Source organism: Chryseobacterium sp. FG46, from assembly GCF_057809135.1.
The window spans coordinates 54,356-73,549 of sequence record NZ_JBMDJJ010000011.1; the positions used below are offsets into that span (position 1 = coordinate 54,356).

The following is a 19,194-nucleotide window of genomic DNA, read 5'->3' on the forward strand; positions in this document are numbered from 1 at the left end:
TTAATTATTTATATTAAGACTAAATAATATTAAATCATGTTTAATCTCATAAAACTGAACTTGGTTTGTCATTTTTATATCTTAATTATTAATTGTAATTTTGCATTTCGTTATCAATTGAATTTAAAACTATTCATTACATATGAGTACTACAACACAATACATTCCTTATAAAGTTAAGGACATCTCCCTAGCAGAATGGGGTAGAAAAGAAATTACCCTTGCAGAAGCAGAAATGCCAGGTCTGATGGCTATCCGTGAAGAATACGGACCATCTCAGCCGCTTAAAGGAGCAAGAATCGCTGGATGTCTTCACATGACAATCCAAACGGCTGTGCTTATCGAGACTCTTGTAGCTTTAGGAGCTGAAGTTACATGGTCATCTTGTAATATTTTCTCTACACAGGATCATGCTGCTGCTGCTATTGCTGCTGCAGGAATTCCGGTGTATGCGTGGAAAGGATTAAATGAAGAGGAATTTGACTGGTGTATTGAGCAGACTTTATTCTTCGGTGAAGACAGAAAGCCATTAAACATGATCCTTGATGATGGTGGAGATTTAACAAACATGGTTTTTGATAAATATCCTGAATTCACAAAAGATATCAAAGGGCTTTCTGAAGAAACCACTACAGGAGTACACAGACTATATGAAAGAATGAAGAATGGAACTTTGGTAATGCCTGCAATCAACGTAAATGATTCAGTTACTAAATCTAAATTCGACAATAAATACGGATGTAAAGAATCTGCTGTAGATGCAGTAAGAAGAGCTACAGACGTAATGTTAGCAGGAAAAAGAGTGGTAGTTTGCGGTTATGGAGACGTAGGTAAAGGTACTGCTGCTTCATTCAGAGGAGCTGGTTCTATCGTTACCGTTACGGAAATTGACCCAATCTGTGCACTTCAGGCTGCTATGGACGGATATGAAGTAAAAAGACTGGATACTGTAGTAGACAATGCTGATATCATCATCACTACAACAGGTAACTTCAATATCGTAAGAGGAGAGCATTTCCTTAAAATGAAAGATAAAGCGATCGTTTGTAATATCGGTCACTTCGATAATGAAATCGATATGGCATGGTTAAACAAAAACTACGGTCATACTAAATCCGAAGTAAAGCCTCAGGTTGATATCTATACCATCGAAGGAAAAGAAGTGATCATCCTTGCAGAAGGTAGATTGGTAAACTTAGGATGTGCTACAGGTCACCCAAGTTTCGTAATGTCTAACTCTTTCTCTAACCAGACATTGGCTCAGATCGAATTATGGAACAACTCTGCTGCTTACAAAAACGAGGTATATATGCTTCCTAAGCACCTTGACGAAAAAGTAGCTGCTTTACACCTTAAGAAATTAAGCGTAGAGCTTGAAACTCTTTCTCCTGAGCAGGCTGAGTACATCGGAGTAGACGTAAAAGGGCCATTCAAGCCTGAATACTACAGATACTAAGATCTTAATAAAACATGATATGATCCCGCTATTGGTAAGATAGTGGGATTTTTTTATGCAATACCATAGCGCATTCCTTATTTTTGCTCACTAAAAAAAACATGAAAAAAATATTATTTCTAGGATTAATGGGATCTGTTGCATTCTTTAACAGCTGCAACAGCAGTAATGACGATACGGTAAATGAACCTACTGAGAAAAAATTATTATTAAGTAAAATCACTATAGTTTACTATGACAACCCATCTCAGCCACAGACCAGTATAGAAAACCTTGAATACAATAGCCAGGGAGAACTCATAAAAACGATATCCGCATCAGGAAGTTCTACAGTTGAATACAGTAACGGAAAACCCGTCAAGATCAATTACTACACTAACAATCAGACGCTGGAATATTATTCAGTTTTTAATTATAATGGAGATCAGCTGGCAAACGTTAAAGCAATTTATCCAAATCCAGCCAATAACAGAACCGTTACCTATACCTATAATGCAAATGGACAGGTTGCTTCTTCTTCCCTTTGTCAGTCACCGGATTGCTCCAATCCAATGATTGATACTTATACCTATAATGGAAACAATATTTCATCAGAAACTTCAGAAACCGGAGGTTCCTTCGGTACTAGAATCGACTTCTCTTATGATGATAAACTAAACCCATATACGAATCTCAACAAATATCTTAGAATTACGATGAGAGGGGCTTATGTTATAAGCAAAAATAATTATTTGATAGAAAAAATAAGTTACAAAAGTAATGGCGTTTGGATACAAAATCAAACCAGAACTTCCACCATACAATACAACAGCGCAGGCTTACCTATTCAGGTCATTTCAAAAGAAGCCAACGGAAACCTTTCAGCTCAATATAACTACGAATATATCACTCAATAAAACAAAGCTCTCCAGAAATTGGAGAGTTTTTTTATGAGCTGATCCCGCTATCCGCTCATACTCCTCACGCAAGCACTGTCATTCAATAGGAACGGGCTTTAGCCGTTTACAGTAAATAAAAATAACATCCATTGGCTTTAGCCCAAACATAAACCTACTTCATACAGTTATTCCGGGTTTTCCCCTATATTTCCCCTTTATTAGAGCTGTATTTACAAAAAATGAATATCTTAGCCCTCTTAAATAAAACATTAAACTATGAAAAAACAAAGAGTATCGAATGCATTCGTTGCTGCTTCATGGGTAGCTTTGGGAGCAGGAATGATTGGCTTTATTGTTGGTCTTGCAAGAGCAGAAATGCTGCTGAATGAGAAGGGATATTATTTCACCATCCTTCTTTATGGTTTATTTGCCGTGGTTTCGTTGCAGAAAGCAGTACGTGATAGATTAGAAAACATTCAGGTGACAGACATTTACTATGGAATCTGCTGGTTTGCCACGTTATCATCTATCGTACTACTGGCCATAGGGCTTTGGAATGCCACCATCCTTCCAAGTGAAAAAGGTTTTTATGCCTTTGCCTTTTTACTCGCTCTCTTCGGAGCCATCGCAGTCCAGAAAAACACCCGTGATAACATGCTTCAGGAATAAAAAGAGGCTGTCCGAAAAGTTTGGACAGCCTCAATTTTTGCTGATTTTATTCGTACCCTTCAGGAGGCATATTCAAATATTCTATTATCAAGAGATGTATCTGACTTTTAGGACAGGACATTTAAAAATAAACTATTTATCAAAATGATTGGGATGCTGAGCTTTAATATTATCCACAGTTCCCAGTACTTTATCTTTTAAAGAATCCTGATATTTCTGAAGTTTTGCTGCTACTTCTTCATTGCCGCTTCCTAAAATTTTCGCTGCTAAAATCCCTGCATTCAGGGCACCGTTCAAGGCTACGGTAGCTACCGGAATACCTCCAGGCATCTGAAGAATAGACAATACAGAATCCCATCCGTCTATAGAATTACTGGACAAGATCGGAACTCCGATTACCGGAAGCGTAGTACAGCTCGCTACCATTCCCGGAAGGTGGGCCGCTCCTCCTGCTCCTGCTACAATTACCTTTAAACCTCTTTCCTGAGCAGTCTTTGCATAATCGAACATTCTTTCAGGTGTTCTGTGCGCCGAAACTACCGTTAATTCATAAGGGATATCAAGGCTTTTAAGAAAATTTGCAGCCTGTTCCATGATCGGCAGATCACTCTGACTGCCCATAATAATTCCTACCATCTTCAATTTTATTAGATGTTCAAAGATAAAAAATAAAGGTGGAAGTTGGAAGAAGGAGGCGGGAAGTTCTTTAAACTCCCTATACTATCTTCATTTTATTCTATCTGTATCAGTAAAAAACAAAGCAACTGTACCCATCATAATTATTTTAAAACGGCTAATTTTGTTGGTTACACTACTTAATATACATTGAAAGATTATAAACTTATTTTTGCTGTTCTTACCGTTGCTATCGTCTGGGGAACTACTTTTTTAGCTATTCGTGTTGCTGTGGAAACAATTCCTGCATGGTTTGTAGCCGGAATCCGACAGTTTCTGGCTTCCGTTATTATGCTTATTGTTCTTCTCTCGAGAAAAGAATTCAAGTGGATTGGCTGGAAAAGTTTAGGATACCAGATTATTTTTGCTTCCCTGATGCTGGTAGTAGCGAATGGTATGACTACCGTGGCTGAAGAAAGTGTTTCGAGCAGTCTTGCCTCATTGATCAGTGCGTGTTCTCCTATTCTTGTGTTTCTAGGAAGCGTGGCTGTAGGATTGCAGAAATTTAGTTTGCGGGCGCTTATTGGCGTTCTGCTTTGTTTCAGCGGGATTCTTTTTATTTTTTGGGACGGGCTTAAAGATCTTGCCAACCCAGATTACAGAATGGGAATGATCTTCCTTTTCTGCGCCATTGCAGGCTGGGCCTCGGGAACTATTTTCACCAAGAAATTAAACATCCAAAGCGGAAATATTACATTGAATCTGTTCTATCAGTTCCTGTTTGCAGGAGTAGTTCAGGTTATTTTTGCGTTTCTGTTTTCTGAAAATTACAACTTCGGAAACTGGACAATCAAAAGTATTTCAGCGATGTTATACCTTGCTGTTTTCGGTTCTGTAGCAGCTTTTTTCGCCTTTCATTATGCACTGACGAAAATTTCACCGGTTCAGGTTTCTATCCTCGCTTATATCAACACTATTATTGCCATATTTCTAGGCTGGCTGATTATGGATGAAAAAGTAACGTTTAAATTTATTCTTGCAGCTGTCATGATTATCTGTGGAGTTTTCATTATTAATTACAAACCGGAGATGTTCAAAAGACAAAGAATTGAATCTTAAAACAGAAAATAATATCAAATTATCTTACCCTATCTATTCAACTGTTTTCTAACTTATTAAATATAATTAAAATCAGATCTGTTCCTGTTGGGTTTTGTATTTCCTTCATTTTCCTTATATTGTATACTCCAACCGATACAATATGCTGAAAAACACATTTTTTTTATTGCTGGCTGCCTCTTTTCTATTGGTAAGCTGTAATTACAAAGAGAAGGAAAAGAACCTGACAGACAGGGAAAAACAATTATTAGAAAAAGAAAAAGTATTCGCAAAAAAAGAATCCGAATATCAGTCGCTTCTGAAAATGAGAGACAGTATTTTTGCGAAAAAAGATTCTGTAGTGATTGCTGCTGCATGGCCCACGGAAATTTCCGGCCCATGGAATGGAAAAGTAATCTGCACGGAATCCAACTGCAGTGAATATGCCGTGGGTGACCAACGTACCGATATCTGGGAATTTGATAACGATTCTACCCAGCCCATCACCAAAATCATCAACAACAATAATCTGGTTAGACTGTATACAGGCAAGTTTGAAAACAATGAGATCAGACTGTCTTTCAAAACCGATTCTACGGCCAAAAAGAATGTAGAAATGAGCGTTCTTCTTAATGATATTTCGGACAACAAGATCAAAGGAACAAGAACCATCACTTCTGATGGCTGTACCGCCAGATTCTCTGTTGAATTAGTACGTTCCACAAAATAAACACTTATGATTTTACTGAGTATACACAACCTGAGTCTTCCTATAGAAGATCCGGTACTGAAGTTCCTGTTGGTACTGGTCATCATCCTTGCAGCACCACTGCTGCTTAATAAAATTAAAGTTCCCCATCTTTTGGGGCTTATCATCGCCGGAGCTATTATTGGTCCAAACGGATTCAATGTATTGTCCAGAGACAGCAGTATAGTAGTAACCGGAACCACCGGACTTCTTTACATTATGTTTCTGGCCGGGCTTGAAATTGATATGGGAGATTTTAAAAAGAACAAATGGAAAAGTCTCACTTTTGGTATCTATACCTTTACAGTACCTTTTGTATTGGGATATCTGGGAGGATATTATCTTTTACATTTCTCCATGCTGACCTCCATTCTGTTTGCCAGTCTTTTTTCGTCTCACACGCTTATCGCTTACCCATTGGTGAGTAAGTTGGGAATTGCGAAAAATAAAGCGGTTAATATCACCGTTGGGGGTACAATGATCACAGATATTCTTGCCTTATTGGTACTTGCTGTGATTGTAGGAATGTCCCAGGGTGATGTAGGAACAGAGTTTTGGGTTAAATTATTGGTCTCTTTTGTGGTCTTTGCCCTGATTGTACTCATTGTTTTCCCTATTATTGGCCGTTGGTTTTTTAAAAGAGTGGATGATAAAATCTCACAGTATATTTTTGTACTGGTTATGATTTATCTGGCGGCTATGCTGGCTGAACTGGCTGGTGTAGAAGCTATCATCGGAGCATTCTTTGCCGGATTGGCTCTGAACAGACTTATTCCTCACACTTCTTCATTGATGAACAGGGTTGAGTTTGTAGGAAATGCCATATTCATCCCGTTCTTTTTGATCAGTGTAGGAATGCTGATTGATTTTAAAGTGTTCTTCAAAAGCTGGGAAACCCTCGAAGTAGCAGGAATTATGTTAGTAGCCTCTATCGGAGGGAAGTATCTTTCTGCTGTAGCCACTCAAAAAACATTCAGGCTGACCAAAGAGGAAGGAAAACTGATCTTCGGATTAAGCTCCGCTTCTGCAGCGGCAACACTGGCTTCTGTAATGGTAGGTTACAACATCATCCTTTCTGAAACCGAAACCGGAGAGCCGGTAAGATTATTAAATGAACATGTTCTGAATGGAAGTATTTTACTGATCCTGATTTCCTGTACCATCTCCTCTTTCATTTCTATGGCCAGTGCCCAGAAAATTGCGGAAAGTGACAATGAAGATACCGTTTCAGGAAATACCCATGAAGAAGAAAATATTCTCTTAGCCATCAACCACGAAGCAACTGTTGAGAGAATGGTGAATCTGGGAATTCTGATCAAAGCACATTCCAATACAGAAGATCTTTTTGCATTGAATGTCATCAACGAAGACAAAAATGAATCTTCGGTAAAGAATGCGGAGAAACTTCTTCACCAGGCAGCAGATGCAGCCGCAGCGGCAGATGTGAAACTACAGTCATTAAAAAGATATGACAATGATGTCATCAACGGAGTGAATAATGTGATTAAAGAACAGAAAATCACCGATCTCATTATTGGCCTGGAGGACGAAAAAGGGTTTTCTCCTTCTTTTGTATACAATCTTTACAACGGTTATCTGCAGAATGATGATGTGAATGTACTGGTTTACCATGCTGCACAACCGCTTTCCACCATTAAAAAATATGCAGTGATGATTCCCGAAAATGCTCATCAGGAAGCAGGGTTCTTCCATGCATTGCTAAGGGTGTGGAATATTGCCAGAAATTCTGGAGCCACAGTAGTTTTTTATGCTCCTGAAAACATCATTGATATTCTTCAGAAAATCATTAAAAAAGCCAATATAGAAGCAGAATTCATTATCATGAGCACATGGCAGGATGGTGAAAGAACTGCTGCCCAGCTGAAAGATGATGAAGCCTTGATTATTCTGATGGCAAAACGTGGCATGAAATCCTACATTCCAAGAATGAGACTGATCCCTGAACTGTTGAACAGAAACCTGAAAGACAATAATTACCTTCTTATTTTCCCTTTCTCAGAATACGACAAAAACAGTCCGGAAATACGTTCCGTAGGAAATCACGGAGATTTTGTGGAGATTGGAAATGTGATTCAGAAGATTTTTAAATAAGAGGATGGAAGCTGAAAGAGGGATGATGGAGGTTATCGATGGACGAATAATCATTTTTTTCATCAATAAACAAAATAATCAATAGCGTTGGGCTTTAGCCCGATGTGACCATAGAAATAAAATTGGCTTTAGCCGAAACCTAAAATTAAGTTTTGGCTAAAGCCATTTGAATTGATAATCATTTGTAAACGGGCTAAAGCCCGTTCCTATTGAATAATCTCATAACAAAAAAGGAAGCTGTTTTAAAGATAACAGCTCCCTTTTATATGTTTTAATTGGCTTATTCAGCAATTACTCTCACCATTCCTTTCACCTGTACAAGCTTTTCCATAAGCTCTTCCCTGGAATCTGCAAGAACGTTGATGTGTCCCATTTTTCTTCCCGGTTTGGTTTCTGTTTTACCGTATAAATGGATGTACGTTTCAGGAAGTTTAAGAACATCTTCCATTCCTTCATACACTACTTTTCCAGCGTATCCCTCTGCTCCAACCAAATTCAGCATTCCACTGTAAGTGATGGCGTCTGTATCAGCTAAAGGTAAGTTTTTCACCACACGGTACATCTGCTCAAATTGCGAATTAGTATTTCCTTCCTGACTCTGATGTCCTGAATTGTGCAGCCTTGGAGCAGTTTCATTCACCCATACTTTTCCTTCTTTATCAAGGAATAATTCGATAGCAAACAATCCTGGTGAGTTCACAGCCGCCAGAAATTTCTCTGTAATAGAATCAATCTGGTTCTGAACATCTTCTGTCAGAAGAACCGGACATACATTAAAGTCTAAAAGATTCAGCTTTGGATCAGCTACCATTTCCGTTACCGGGAAAATATTGGTTTCTCCTTTTTCATTTCTTGCAACAATGACAGAAAGCTCTTTTTCAATGTCTACAAGACTTTCAATAACAGAAGCTTCAGTCCATAGATGCTGATAATCTTCTTCCGTTTTAATTACCTGCACTCCTTTTCCATCATATCCTCCTGTATTCATCTTCTGAACAAATGGCAGTGGCATGATGATCTTCTCATCACTGTTCCACACCACCTGAAATTCCGGACTTGGAATATCATGAGCTTTATAAAATTCTTTCTGAAGGATCTTTTGCTGGATTGTCTTGATAATATTGGCATTAGGAACTACTTTTATTCCCTGCTTTTCAAGTTCTGCCAATGCGTCAGCATTTACGTGTTCTATTTCAATGGTTACAACATCTTTATCTTTTCCGAAGTTCAGAACCGTTTCATAATCATTGAAATTTCCCTGTGTAAAATATGAGATATTATGACATGGAGCATCAGATGCCGGATCCAGCGTATAAAACTCATCATCATACTTCAATGCACTTTGTATTAACATTCTTCCCAGCTGTCCGCCTCCCAGAATTCCTATTTTCATTTTTTATTTTTATTAGATTTACGCTTATTGAATTTTATCGATTTTTAAATAGCCAAGCCCCATCGGGTTCTCCTGATTTTCTTCATCAGACTTTTGAAGGACGATAGAATACTTTTCTTTCATAGAAGCAGGAAGGATATCACTTACATTGAAAATATCATCAATATCCACTCCATGTTTATCATCAATATGACTTACGGCGCCTTCAAATCCCATTGTCTGATAAAATTCGGTTGCTTTTGCTCTTTTTACAATTTCTCCCATAGACTGCCCTACCATCAAGTGCTGCTCATGAAATTCTTCAAAAAAACCAGGTTTGTAACCGCCTAAATTCAGAAAAAACAACTGATCTTCCGAAGATTTTTCTCCTTTTTCTACAATCTCCACTTTGTATCCATCTGCAAATCTCACTTCCTGATAACAGTCCAGATGAATTTTTCCTTCAGCTTCCTTCCAAAATTCTTTCATATCAGGAACCAGATCTTTAAGAGTCTCCGCTATTCCGAAGAAAACATCGTGCTGTTCTATATTTCTTCCTTCAGGTGTTGCCCCCAGGATGATATAAAATAATTTCAACTCATTTTTCATGCATGCAAAAATACGTTAAATTTATCTTTTTCAAATATTTGGCAGACTACCACAATAATTTTATATTTGTAATATTATTTGTAGTATGTCAGAAGTCATCATACTCTTCCTTGGCGCAATTTCTGCGGGTCTTTTAGGTTCGCTTACAGGTTTAGGAGGAGGAGTTATTATCATTCCTTTATTAACGCTAGGTTTTGGCGTTCCAATGCATTATGCTATTGGTGCTTCACTTATTTCTGTAATCGGAACTTCTTCCGGTGCAGCAGTAGCTTTCGTAAAAGAAGGTTTTACCAATATGAGAATCGGAATGTTTCTCGAAATAGCCACCACAGCAGGAGCTATTATTGGTGCCCTGGTTTCCGGAATACTTAGCCCCAATACAATCGGAATTATTTTCGCAAGCATTCTTCTTCTAACGGTTATTTTAAATCTAAAAGGAAAGCCTGATCACCAGGAACCTTTAGTAAAAGGAAGTTTAGAAGAAAAGCTGAAATTATACGGAACATTTCCTGATAAAGGAGTATTGAAAAGCTATTCTGCAAGAAATACAGTTCCCGGATTTTTGATGATGATGTTTGCGGGAGCAATGTCCGGACTTCTAGGAATTGGTTCCGGTGCATTGAAAGTTTTGGCGATGGACAATATGATGAAGCTTCCTTTCAAAGTTTCTACAACTACCAGTAATTTCATGATCGGAGTAACGGCAGTAGCCAGTGCCCTGATCTACTTCCAGAGAGGTGAAATCATCCCGGTAATTGTAGCTCCCGTATTGATAGGAGTTGTCATCGGAAGTTTTATAGGTTCAAAAACGCTGATGGTATCGAAGACCAAAAAATTAAAAATATTTTTTGCCATTGTGATTACCATTCTTTCTATTTACATGATGTATAACGGGATCAACAAAAGCTTCAGATAATGAAAAAGAATTTTACAGATGTTGATCTGAACCGTTCGGTAGGAAACCTTCTGAGACTGGGGGTTATTCTGTCTGTGGCTACATCACTGATTGGTTTTGTCAAGTTATTTTTTGAGGGTTTTAAAATGCCTGAAAAATATACCAGCCTTGTGGTAGGAACTTCTTCTGAAAAGGTTTGGGGTCATTTCTGGGACTCTTTATGTAAAGGAGAAGGTACGGCTATTATTCAGCTGGGTATTCTTTTGTTGATTTTTACTCCTCTGATGAGAATTATTTTTGCTTTAATAGGCTATTTAAAAGAAAAAGACTACGTTTATGTAGTCATTTCTTCCATTGTTTTAGCGATTATGGCAGTGAGTTTCTTTGCAGGGTACGCCCACTAATTTTTCACATTTCATAAAACTCTAACGGCAGCTGGTCCGGATCCTGGGTAAAGAAAAATTCTTTTCCGGTGAATTCATCGATTCGGATTTCTTCACAGTTTAACCCTTTTCCTATGAGTTCATTTCGCTTTTCCGAAACATTTTCTACAGAAAAAGCGAGATGCCTTAAGCCGCATGCTTCGGGACGTGACGGACGCTGTGGAGGATTAGGGAAGGAAAACAGCTCAATCACATAATGATCTCCTATGGCCAGATCAAGTTTATAAGACTGTCTTTCCTCTCTGTATACTTCACGGATGATATTCAGATCTAAAATTTCCGTGTAAAATGCCTTCGAAACGGCATAATCTGAACAGATGATGGCGATATGATGAATCTTCATTTTTTCTGATTTTAAACTACTTTTTAATTTTACTGCTGTATTTCTTTACAGTTATCTTTTCTTCTTGTATCAATAATATACTGAATTTTCCATTCGGTATTCTGTTTTACGAGCTGAAAACTATTAGCCCCGCAATGGGATAATTTTCCCTTTATATAAAAAGAATAAGGAGTAAATACACTGGCCAGATTTCCATCCGTATGAATGGCTTCTATAATAATCCTTTCATCCAGATCTCCTTTTGTAAATTTTGAAACCGAAGCAACAAAATCCTGTATGTTGTCACTTTTTACAGTACCATCCTTCGTAATGGTCTGCAGCACTGCATTCTCTGTAAAAGCGGATTTTACCAACTCAGAGTCTGCATTTTTCATACCAAGGAACAGGTTTCGGATAGGTTTTTCAATATCTTTATTCTGCTGGCCGAAACACGAAATACTGATCAGAACAAGAAATAAAATTATTTTATTCATAGTATAGATTTATATAATTAAAAATAGATAAAATAAAATTTAAATTGATTAACAAATTTTAAAATTCATTTTCCTTAAATTGTAACCCAATTATTTCAGAGATTTTATATGTGGATTATTTACCTGACTCTGGCCATAGTTCTTCTGGTCATGACTATATTACCAAAAATACAGCATTCTCACTGGATATTCAGAGTTCCTGAATTTGCTAAAATACAGGTCACCTACCTTATATTCTTTACCTTTCTATTAGGTTTCTTCACAAATTCTACAGAATATTTCTGGTATTATCAGGGTCTTCTGCTGGTTATGTTTATTTATCATGGTCAAACATTGATCAGATACACCCATTTCTATCCTGTAAAAAAACACAGACAGCGTCACAGGTCTTCTGATAAACTGCATTTTATTTCCGCCAATGTGTATCAGTTCAATAAAGAGTATGAGAAATTCATCGGACTTGTCAAAAAACATAATCCTGATTTTTTCATGACCATGGAAAGCAATGGAGATTGGGAAAAAGCAATGACACCTTTAGAAAAAGAATATTCCTACCAGCACAAAGTGACTCTTGAAAATACCTATGGGATGCATTTTTATTCAAAAGTTGAGATTAAGGAAGCGAAAACCCATTATTTTGTAGCTGATGATATTCCGAGCATTGAGATCCATATGAAAACTGCTGATGGCTTTTCTTTTGTTTTCTTCGGGGTTCATCCGCCGCCGCCAAGTCCTACGGAGGAAGAAACATCAAAGGAAAGAGATGGCGATCTTTTAAGTACCGCCAAGCGTGTAAAAAAAATCCAAAAACCGATTATTGTGGTAGGAGACTTCAATAATGTTGCATGGTCAAGATCATCTGTTCTTTTCAGAAAAACCAGTCACCTCATAGATCCGAGAATCGGGCACTCTTTTGTTTCTACATTTCATGCAAAATACCGTCTTTTAAGGTTTCCTATCGATCTGATGTTTCACAGTGAAGATATTTTTATTCAAAAGCTGAAGACATTGGAGAATTTTGGATCAGACCACCTTCCGGTATACTGCGAGTTTTTCATAGATCATCACAATGATGAACAGGAAGAGCTTATAGAAACAGCAACTGCTGAAGAAAAAGCAGAGGCTGAAGTCATGATAGAGGAAGGAAAGAAAGAAGATGGGGAACGGGAAACGGTGGTCACTGAGGATTAAAAAAGTGGGCTAAAAAGCCCACCTCTATTGAATATTTTTTAATTCTAAAATCTCATCACATCCTTCACTACTCCATTTTTCTGAGTGTGCTGTAATAATTCTTTTTCTATGAATGCTTTGATCTGTTCCTCAGAACCATTGCCTGGAAACAGAAGGTGAACATTCGCTCCGGCATCCAGCGTAAAGAATAAAGGAAGACCGGTTTCTCTTCTGAAATCCCATATCTTATTGATAACTTCCAAAGTGCCTGTTTTCATAAGGATAAAAGCAGGATCACTCATCATCATCATCGCATGCAGTGTAAGCGCTTCATGTTCTACCAGCTTTATAAAGCTTTCCATGTCACCGTTTTCCAGAATTTCTTTCATCGGGACAAAGTTTTCCCTTGCTTCCTGGAATCTTCTATCCGCATAAGGATTGGTATTCATCAAACCGTGTCCTACCGTTGAAGAAACACTCTTCTGTCCTTCATGAATTAACAGCACCCAATCATTAAAGTTTTTGAAGACTTCATGAATTTCTGCGTCAGGATATTGTACTCCGAACAAATCTGAGCTTCCGGCTACCTCATCCGTTTTTCCCCACACCACAAGACCGTTATATAAGCTTCTGCATGCACTTCCACTTCCTAATCTTGCTAAGAATGAAGCTTTTCTCAATGACTCTTCTTCAGATGTTTTTTCTGTAAATGAAGCATCTAAAGCCATCAGGCATTTTGCAATGGCTCCAAATCCTGAAGCTGAACTTGCAATTCCGGAACTATGTGGGAATGTATTCTCTGTTCTGATCACATATCTCCCTTTTAAAACCCATGGAAGATACTGCTCTATATTTCTGAAATATTTTTCAATTTTTTCGGCAAACTTCGCTTCTTCGTTTCCAGCCAGGAAAGTCTGTACTGAAAAAGGCTCGTTCGCTGTAAATTCCATTGACGTATTGGTCTTGCAATGGTTTAAAGTATAACTGATGCTTGGATTAGCAGGAATCTGATCAGCATATTTTCCCCAGTATTTGATCAGGGCAATATTGGACGGACAGCTTTCTGAAACCGTTTGGGTATGAATGGTGAAATTTTCTTTTCCTATAAAATCTTGTGTCGTCATAGTTTAATTTAAGTCATTATTTTGAACCATCTCGTCAAAAATTCTTTGAATTTTCGCCACTCCTCCAAGGGAGGCAAATTTTCACATCTCCAGTTGTAATTGATGTGAAAAAAAGAGTTCAAAAAAATTTTAGTACATCTTCTCTATAATATCTGCGTATTTTTTAATCACTACATTTCTTTTGACTTTCAAGGTAGGAGTAATTTCTCCGGTATTGATATCAAATTCGGCAGGCATTAAGGTGAATTTCTTCACTTTTTCATAGTCTGCAAGATGGTTTTGTAATTCTTTAATTTTCTCTTTATAAAGATGAATTATCTTTTCATTTTTTACCGCCTCTTCCCAATTGGTAAAAGGAATATTATTTTTCTTAATATAATCCTGTAAGAATTCGAAATTAGGAACAATCAACGCTGAAACAAACTGTCTTCCTTCTGCAACCAGCATAATCTGCTGGATAAAATTATTGTTGGTCAGAAGATTTTCAATCTGTTGCGGAGCAATGTATTTTCCGTTGGAAGTTTTCATCAGATCTTTGATTCTGTCCGTAATGATCAGGTTTCCTTTATCATCAAATTTTCCTGCATCACCGGTTTTGAACCATCCGTCATCTGTGAATACTTTCTCGGTTTCTTCAGGCTTGTTGTAATAGCCTTTCATGATTCCGTTGCCTCTGGCCTGGATTTCATCATTTTCTCCGATACGCATTTCTACTCCCGGAAGTGGTTTTCCACTCGTACCATGTTCAAAGTGAGTGAGAGGGAAAAGCGTCAATGTTGCCGTAGTTTCCGTTAGCCCATATCCTACTGTTACATGAATTCCCACTGATTCAAAGAAACGGGTAACTTCCGGCGACAAAGAAGCTCCACCACAAGGCAGGAACCAAAGTCTTCCACCCATTTTATTTTTAATTTTACTGAAAACCAACATATCAGCTACAGATTCTTTGAATTTTAATCCAAAAGGTACCGGTCTTTCATTTCTTCTTAATTCTGCGGTTTCCCATCCGGTTTTAATCGCCCAGTCAAAAATCTTTTTCTTCAATGATGAACCTTCTTCCGCTTTTTCAAGAACTCCGGCATATACTTTCTGGAAAAATCTCGGTACGGCACACATGGCAGTAGGTTTTACTTCTTCCAGTGCTTTGGCTACATTTTTAGGATCTTCAAGGAAATACACACGGGCACCACCGTATAAACAAAGTAAACTCCAGCTTCTTTCAAAAACGTGGCTTAAGGGTAAAAATGCCAGTGAAAGTTCTTCTTCAAAGTTTTTAAACTTAAAAAACTCAAAGTGTGAGTCGAATGCTTTGATAAAATTCCCATGGGTAAGCATTACTCCTTTTGGAATTCCGGTAGTTCCGGAAGTATAGATCAATGTGGCTGTATCATCATTTTCTTTTTTACAGATCTCAAGTTCTGATGAAGCTTTTGCGATAAAATCTTCAAGATAAAAACTGTTAAATTCTTTCTTGATCCACACTGCTTTTTTGGAAACAATAATGGTTTCCAGATTGTTTTCTTCTTTATGTAAAAACTCAAGACAGGCATCATACTGCATTTGATTTCCTACTAAAACAGCCTTCGCTCCGGAATCGTTGATGATATGTTCTGCCTGCTCAGCATTATTGGTAGAATAAACAGGTACCGTGACAGCACCAATCGCCAAAGAAGCCAGATCCATAATCATCCATTCCGATGAATTGTCTGAATAAATAGCGACTCTGTCATTCTCCTGAACTCCGGATTCTTTTAAAGCATTGGCCGTTTTAAAAATAATCTCACTGAATTTTTTCCAGCTCAGCTCTTTCCATGCTGCATCTTTCTTTTTAAATCCGATAGCTGCTTTTATGGGATGTTTTTCTACATTTTTAAGGATAATTGCCTCTGCAAGGTTCATTTCTTCAGCTTTTTGTCGTTAATATAATTATTCAGGTGAAAGTCTATACTTTCTTTTACAGGGATAAACTGATAGTTTAGTTTTTCTCTGACTTTGTGATTGGAAATGGTGTTGAATGAAGAAATGGCCTCGATATTTGATCGGGTAACCATTTTCAGTTTTGGAATGAGCCATCCGAAAAGCATATTGGCAACTCTTCCGATATTGAGTACAGATTGTGAAAGAATTCTGGCATCTTTAAGTCCCAATCGTGTTCTTACCTGTTTGGCAAGGTCTGCATACCTGTTGTTTTCAGCGACAATAATAAAACGTTCTCCGAAAAGATTATTTTCCATTAATCCAATGGCGGTATTGGCTACATCTCTTACATCAACGTAGGCAGAACCTCCTGAAAAGGTAAAACTATTGTCTTCAAAGGTTGAGAAAAGCTCACCGCTGCTTTGACTCCAGTTTCCGCTTCCCACGATCATTCCTGGATTGATAATTACCACATTCAGACCTTCTGCTGAAGCTCTCCAGGCTTCCATCTCGGATAAGTGTTTGGAAATAGCGTATGCAGAATGTTCCAGTTTCGGATTAAAGTCAGATTCTTCATCAAGTTCTCCTTTTTCATTGAAATTATCCAGGACGGCAACGGAACTTACATGGAGAAATTTTTTAACGCTTGATCCTTCGCAGGCATACAAAAGATTTTCTGTACCTTTGATATTCGTACGGTACATTTCTTTTTCATCTTTTGGATGAAAACTCACTTTGGCAGCACAGTGATATACCTCATCTACACCTTGCAGTGCAGTTTGTAAGGAATCGAGGTCATCAAAATCCACGTTTACCCATTCAATTTTATTGAAAAAATCGTCTGGATTCTCCGTATAAAAGCTGTATGAATGCTTTACTTCGTTTAAATTGCTGCCCGGTCTTTTGGAAGCACGTACATTTTTCCCTCTTTTAAGAAGTTCCAGTACAATTATTCTTCCCAGAATTCCGGTAGCACCCGTTACAAAAATCATTAATTATTTTACTTGATTGCTGACTAAAATATAACAATATTTTCTATCCGGCAATTCTTCCGGATCGATAAAAATTCTTTAGAAAAACTGTTTTTGCAAATTTGCGATTTTTAAAGCATAATTCAACTTAATTTAACCAATATTATCATTCTGAATACAACAAACCGGAAAATTTTAATTTCAATAGCTCATCCAAATGAAAAGTCCTGAAAGTTGTCAATTCTTTCAGGACTTTTTTATGTTTAAAATTCTTTATTGCTTACGCCATTACTTCATTATTTCTTCTTGGAGCTTTGTCGCAGAGAACATCTGCAATACTTTTGGAAATAAGGTTTCCTTCTGTAAGATTATCCAGCCAGAAGAATTCTCCTGCTGCATTGATCTCGATAAAATAATATTCGTCTTCAGGAGAAACAATCATATCTATGGCTCCATAATCTACATTATACATATCAAGCAATTCAAGCAGTTTTGATTCCACATCTGCCGGAAGTTCTGTTCTGTTCCATTTATCTATCAGATTAACTCCGTCTTTTCTCCAGTCTACTTTGGCATCTTCAGACTGTTGGGAATCTATTTCGAATGCATACACATCTCTTCCCACGATGGTAATACGAAGCTCTTTTTTCTTCTGAATCATCTGCTGAAACTGCATAGGACAATATAATAATGAATCCAGCTCTTCCAGCTTATCCTCGCCCACAACGTTCGTAAACACTACATTTTCCACACCGTTTTCATAAATAGCAAAACCGGTTTGCATTTTGGCCACCACATTTTGATGTTTCAGTATAAATTTTCTTGCCTCATCAGGATTATTGGTAAGACAGGTTGCCGGAATGGTAAGACCTAATTTATCTGCAATTTTCAACTGTTCTTCTTTACTGTCGAGCCTTCTGTAAATACTAGGCTTTCCTAAAGAATAAGCATCCACAGATTCGAAGAAACCAAAAAGGGTATTTCTGATTTCTCCCATAGCCGCACCGTAGAACTTAGAATCCATTTCTTCTTTTAATCCTTTTCCGATATTGTAGGCTCTTCTGTACCAGATGGCAGAAATATCGTCCAAACGATGTTTCGTTTCAGGAGTTTCCAGGTAACTGATCCATTCTCCATCCTGGAAAATAGTGGACAGTTTGTTTTGTAATGGATAAACGTCTACATCAAAGCGAATGACTTCACAATTATTTTTTTCTATGTATTCTGTTACTTTTTCAATGGAAAAGTTATCTGCGGTATGGGTAATTATTAAAATTTTATTCATGGAAATTAATTCTTTTGATAAGGTTATCGGCAATTCTTTCTGCGATGGGAAATCCCAGTTCTTTCTGAAGCATTCCCCATTCTCCCTGAGGATTGACTTCAAGGAAATAATACGCCCCGTCTCTTCCTTTGATCATATCGATCGCTCCTATATAAAGTCCCATTTCTTTCATCATGGAGGTGAGATTGGCTTTAACGGATTCAGGTAATTCATATGTTTCCCAGAAATACCCTTCACGGGCTACTCTCCAATCCGCATTTTCACTGTTATTGATTTTTCCTGTGAAAAACTCACCGTCTACATACACGATTCGTAATTCGTATTCTTTGTCAATATAGGGTTGAAAAATCATCGGACAGTAAGCAATATCTGAAAGGTGTTCCAGAGACCCTTTCTCAATAATGGTAGTGGAAATCATATTTTCCCCTGACATTGTTTTTGCGGTAACTCCGTGAAGCTTCGCAATGGCTTTTCCCTGACAGTATTGATGGAAAAATGTTGTTATTTTTTCTTCATCATTAGAAAAAATGGTTTTGGGAATGGTTAAGTTATTTCTTTGTGCTATTTTCAGCTGAAAGATCTTATTTCCATCTATTTTTTTTTCATTTTCATAAGGGTTGATCCAGGGAATATCTTCTAAAGCTGTTATCAGATTATACCTCAGGCTTCCATATTCGTTGAGAAAGATTTTTTCATAATCCTGATCCAGCTCTTCGGGAGCACTGATCTTCCAGGCTTTTCTGTGCCATACGCCTTTGATATCATCAGAATGGATGGTATTTCCTGATTCGTCAGTCAATTCAAATGAATTTTCATGAATACTGATTTTCTGAAGATGATTCAGGCGGTCAGAATTCAGTCTGAAAAAGGGAATATTTTTAGAGGTAAGATATTCGAAAAAGAGATCAATATTATAAAAATCCTGTGAGTGGGTGATGCAGAGAATCATTGGCCGGTTGTATTAAAAAGGGAAACTTAATGTCTAAGTTTCCCCTACTATTTTACTTAATATTCTT

At 37.5% G+C, this 19,194-nt stretch carries 19 protein-coding genes; 9 read left to right on the forward strand and 10 right to left on the reverse strand.

The genetic code is table 11. The annotated features are described in order from the left end of the window. The first annotated feature begins 142 nt into the window (after positions 1-142). From ahcY to yiaA, 3 genes are all read left to right on the forward strand, one after another. Positions 143-1,456 carry an adenosylhomocysteinase gene (gene ahcY, locus ACODR7_RS10175; protein ID WP_076597398.1) on the forward strand — a complete coding sequence of 438 codons (1,314 nt, stop codon included), beginning with the start codon at positions 143-145 and terminating at the stop codon, positions 1,454-1,456. Positions 1,457-1,557: 101 nt separating this feature from the next. Then, a complete protein-coding gene (locus ACODR7_RS10180) occupies positions 1,558-2,352 on the forward strand; it encodes a hypothetical protein (RefSeq protein WP_488838922.1) in 795 nt (264 codons plus the stop codon). Positions 2,353-2,610: 258 nt separating this feature from the next. After that, entirely contained in the window at positions 2,611-3,003 is a 393-nt protein-coding gene (gene yiaA / locus ACODR7_RS10185) for an inner membrane protein YiaA (RefSeq protein WP_034699887.1), read from the forward strand. A gap of 132 nt (positions 3,004-3,135) precedes the next feature. Here yiaA and purE read toward each other — a convergent pair whose 3' ends face one another. Beyond that, positions 3,136-3,639, reverse strand: a complete 504-nt coding sequence (gene purE, locus ACODR7_RS10190) for a 5-(carboxyamino)imidazole ribonucleotide mutase (protein ID WP_488838923.1) — start codon at positions 3,637-3,639, stop codon at positions 3,136-3,138. A gap of 189 nt (positions 3,640-3,828) precedes the next feature. Between purE and ACODR7_RS10195 the strand changes: the two genes are divergently transcribed. The 3 genes from ACODR7_RS10195 to ACODR7_RS10205 all read left to right on the forward strand — a co-directional run bounded on the left by ACODR7_RS10195 (position 3,829) and on the right by ACODR7_RS10205 (position 7,576). Continuing rightward, entirely contained in the window at positions 3,829-4,737 is a 909-nt protein-coding gene (locus tag ACODR7_RS10195; RefSeq protein ID WP_488838924.1) for a DMT family transporter, read from the forward strand. Positions 4,738-4,879: 142 nt separating this feature from the next. Beyond that, positions 4,880-5,446 (forward strand): hypothetical protein, encoded by a 567-nt coding sequence (locus ACODR7_RS10200; protein WP_488838925.1) that lies wholly within the window; start codon positions 4,880-4,882, stop codon positions 5,444-5,446. Between the two features lie 6 nt (positions 5,447-5,452). Continuing rightward, positions 5,453-7,576, forward strand: coding sequence for a cation:proton antiporter (locus ACODR7_RS10205; protein ID WP_488838926.1), 2,124 nt, complete (start codon positions 5,453-5,455; stop codon positions 7,574-7,576). Between the two features lie 280 nt (positions 7,577-7,856). Here the strand turns inward: ACODR7_RS10205 and ACODR7_RS10210 are convergent, their stop codons facing one another. Together ACODR7_RS10210 and ACODR7_RS10215 are read right to left on the reverse strand one after the other, a co-directional pair. Beyond that, complete coding sequence (locus ACODR7_RS10210; protein ID WP_482400091.1) at positions 7,857-8,969, reverse strand: 5-(carboxyamino)imidazole ribonucleotide synthase; 1,113 nt, start codon at positions 8,967-8,969, stop codon at positions 7,857-7,859. 24 nt (positions 8,970-8,993) lie between these two features. Next, complete coding sequence (locus ACODR7_RS10215; RefSeq protein WP_488838927.1) at positions 8,994-9,545, reverse strand: DUF1543 domain-containing protein; 552 nt, start codon at positions 9,543-9,545, stop codon at positions 8,994-8,996. 97 nt (positions 9,546-9,642) lie between these two features. Here ACODR7_RS10215 and ACODR7_RS10220 point away from each other — a divergent pair, with 97 nt between their 5' ends. After that, on the forward strand, positions 9,643-10,473 hold the full coding sequence (locus tag ACODR7_RS10220) for a sulfite exporter TauE/SafE family protein (protein ID WP_488838928.1): 831 nt from the start codon (positions 9,643-9,645) through the stop codon (positions 10,471-10,473). Then, a complete protein-coding gene (locus ACODR7_RS10225; RefSeq protein ID WP_488838929.1) occupies positions 10,473-10,856 on the forward strand; it encodes a DUF1634 domain-containing protein in 384 nt (127 codons plus the stop codon). Before ACODR7_RS10220 ends, ACODR7_RS10225 begins: the two co-directional genes overlap by 1 nt. Before the next feature lie 4 nt (positions 10,857-10,860). Here the strand turns inward: ACODR7_RS10225 and gloA2 are convergent, their stop codons facing one another. Both gloA2 and ACODR7_RS10235 read right to left on the reverse strand, forming a co-directional pair. Further along, positions 10,861-11,238 carry an SMU1112c/YaeR family gloxylase I-like metalloprotein gene (gene gloA2 / locus ACODR7_RS10230; RefSeq protein WP_488838930.1) on the reverse strand — a complete coding sequence of 126 codons (378 nt, stop codon included), beginning with the start codon at positions 11,236-11,238 and terminating at the stop codon, positions 10,861-10,863. A 29-nt stretch (positions 11,239-11,267) separates the two neighbouring features. Continuing rightward, positions 11,268-11,711, reverse strand: coding sequence for a nuclear transport factor 2 family protein (locus ACODR7_RS10235; protein ID WP_488838931.1), 444 nt, complete (start codon positions 11,709-11,711; stop codon positions 11,268-11,270). A gap of 108 nt (positions 11,712-11,819) precedes the next feature. Here ACODR7_RS10235 and ACODR7_RS10240 point away from each other — a divergent pair, with 108 nt between their 5' ends. Continuing rightward, positions 11,820-12,902 carry an endonuclease/exonuclease/phosphatase family protein gene (locus tag ACODR7_RS10240; RefSeq protein WP_488838932.1) on the forward strand — a complete coding sequence of 361 codons (1,083 nt, stop codon included), beginning with the start codon at positions 11,820-11,822 and terminating at the stop codon, positions 12,900-12,902. Positions 12,903-12,946: 44 nt separating this feature from the next. Here the strand turns inward: ACODR7_RS10240 and ACODR7_RS10245 are convergent, their stop codons facing one another. The 5 genes from ACODR7_RS10245 to ACODR7_RS10265 form a co-directional block, all read right to left on the reverse strand. Next, positions 12,947-14,005, reverse strand: a complete 1,059-nt coding sequence (locus tag ACODR7_RS10245) for a diphosphomevalonate decarboxylase (protein ID WP_488838933.1) — start codon at positions 14,003-14,005, stop codon at positions 12,947-12,949. A 129-nt stretch (positions 14,006-14,134) separates the two neighbouring features. Next, positions 14,135-15,904 carry an AMP-dependent synthetase/ligase gene (locus ACODR7_RS10250; protein ID WP_488838934.1) on the reverse strand — a complete coding sequence of 590 codons (1,770 nt, stop codon included), beginning with the start codon at positions 15,902-15,904 and terminating at the stop codon, positions 14,135-14,137. After that, complete coding sequence (locus ACODR7_RS10255) at positions 15,901-16,914, reverse strand: NAD-dependent epimerase/dehydratase family protein (RefSeq protein WP_488838935.1); 1,014 nt, start codon at positions 16,912-16,914, stop codon at positions 15,901-15,903. The genes ACODR7_RS10250 and ACODR7_RS10255 overlap by 4 nt, the downstream gene beginning before the upstream one ends. Before the next feature lie 259 nt (positions 16,915-17,173). Next, positions 17,174-18,178, reverse strand: a complete 1,005-nt coding sequence (locus ACODR7_RS10260; RefSeq protein ID WP_076597414.1) for an MvdD family ATP-grasp ribosomal peptide maturase — start codon at positions 18,176-18,178, stop codon at positions 17,174-17,176. Further along, positions 18,171-19,127, reverse strand: a complete 957-nt coding sequence (locus ACODR7_RS10265) for an MvdC family ATP-grasp ribosomal peptide maturase (RefSeq protein ID WP_488838936.1) — start codon at positions 19,125-19,127, stop codon at positions 18,171-18,173. The genes ACODR7_RS10260 and ACODR7_RS10265 overlap by 8 nt, the downstream gene beginning before the upstream one ends. Between the last annotated feature and the right edge of the window lie 67 nt (positions 19,128-19,194).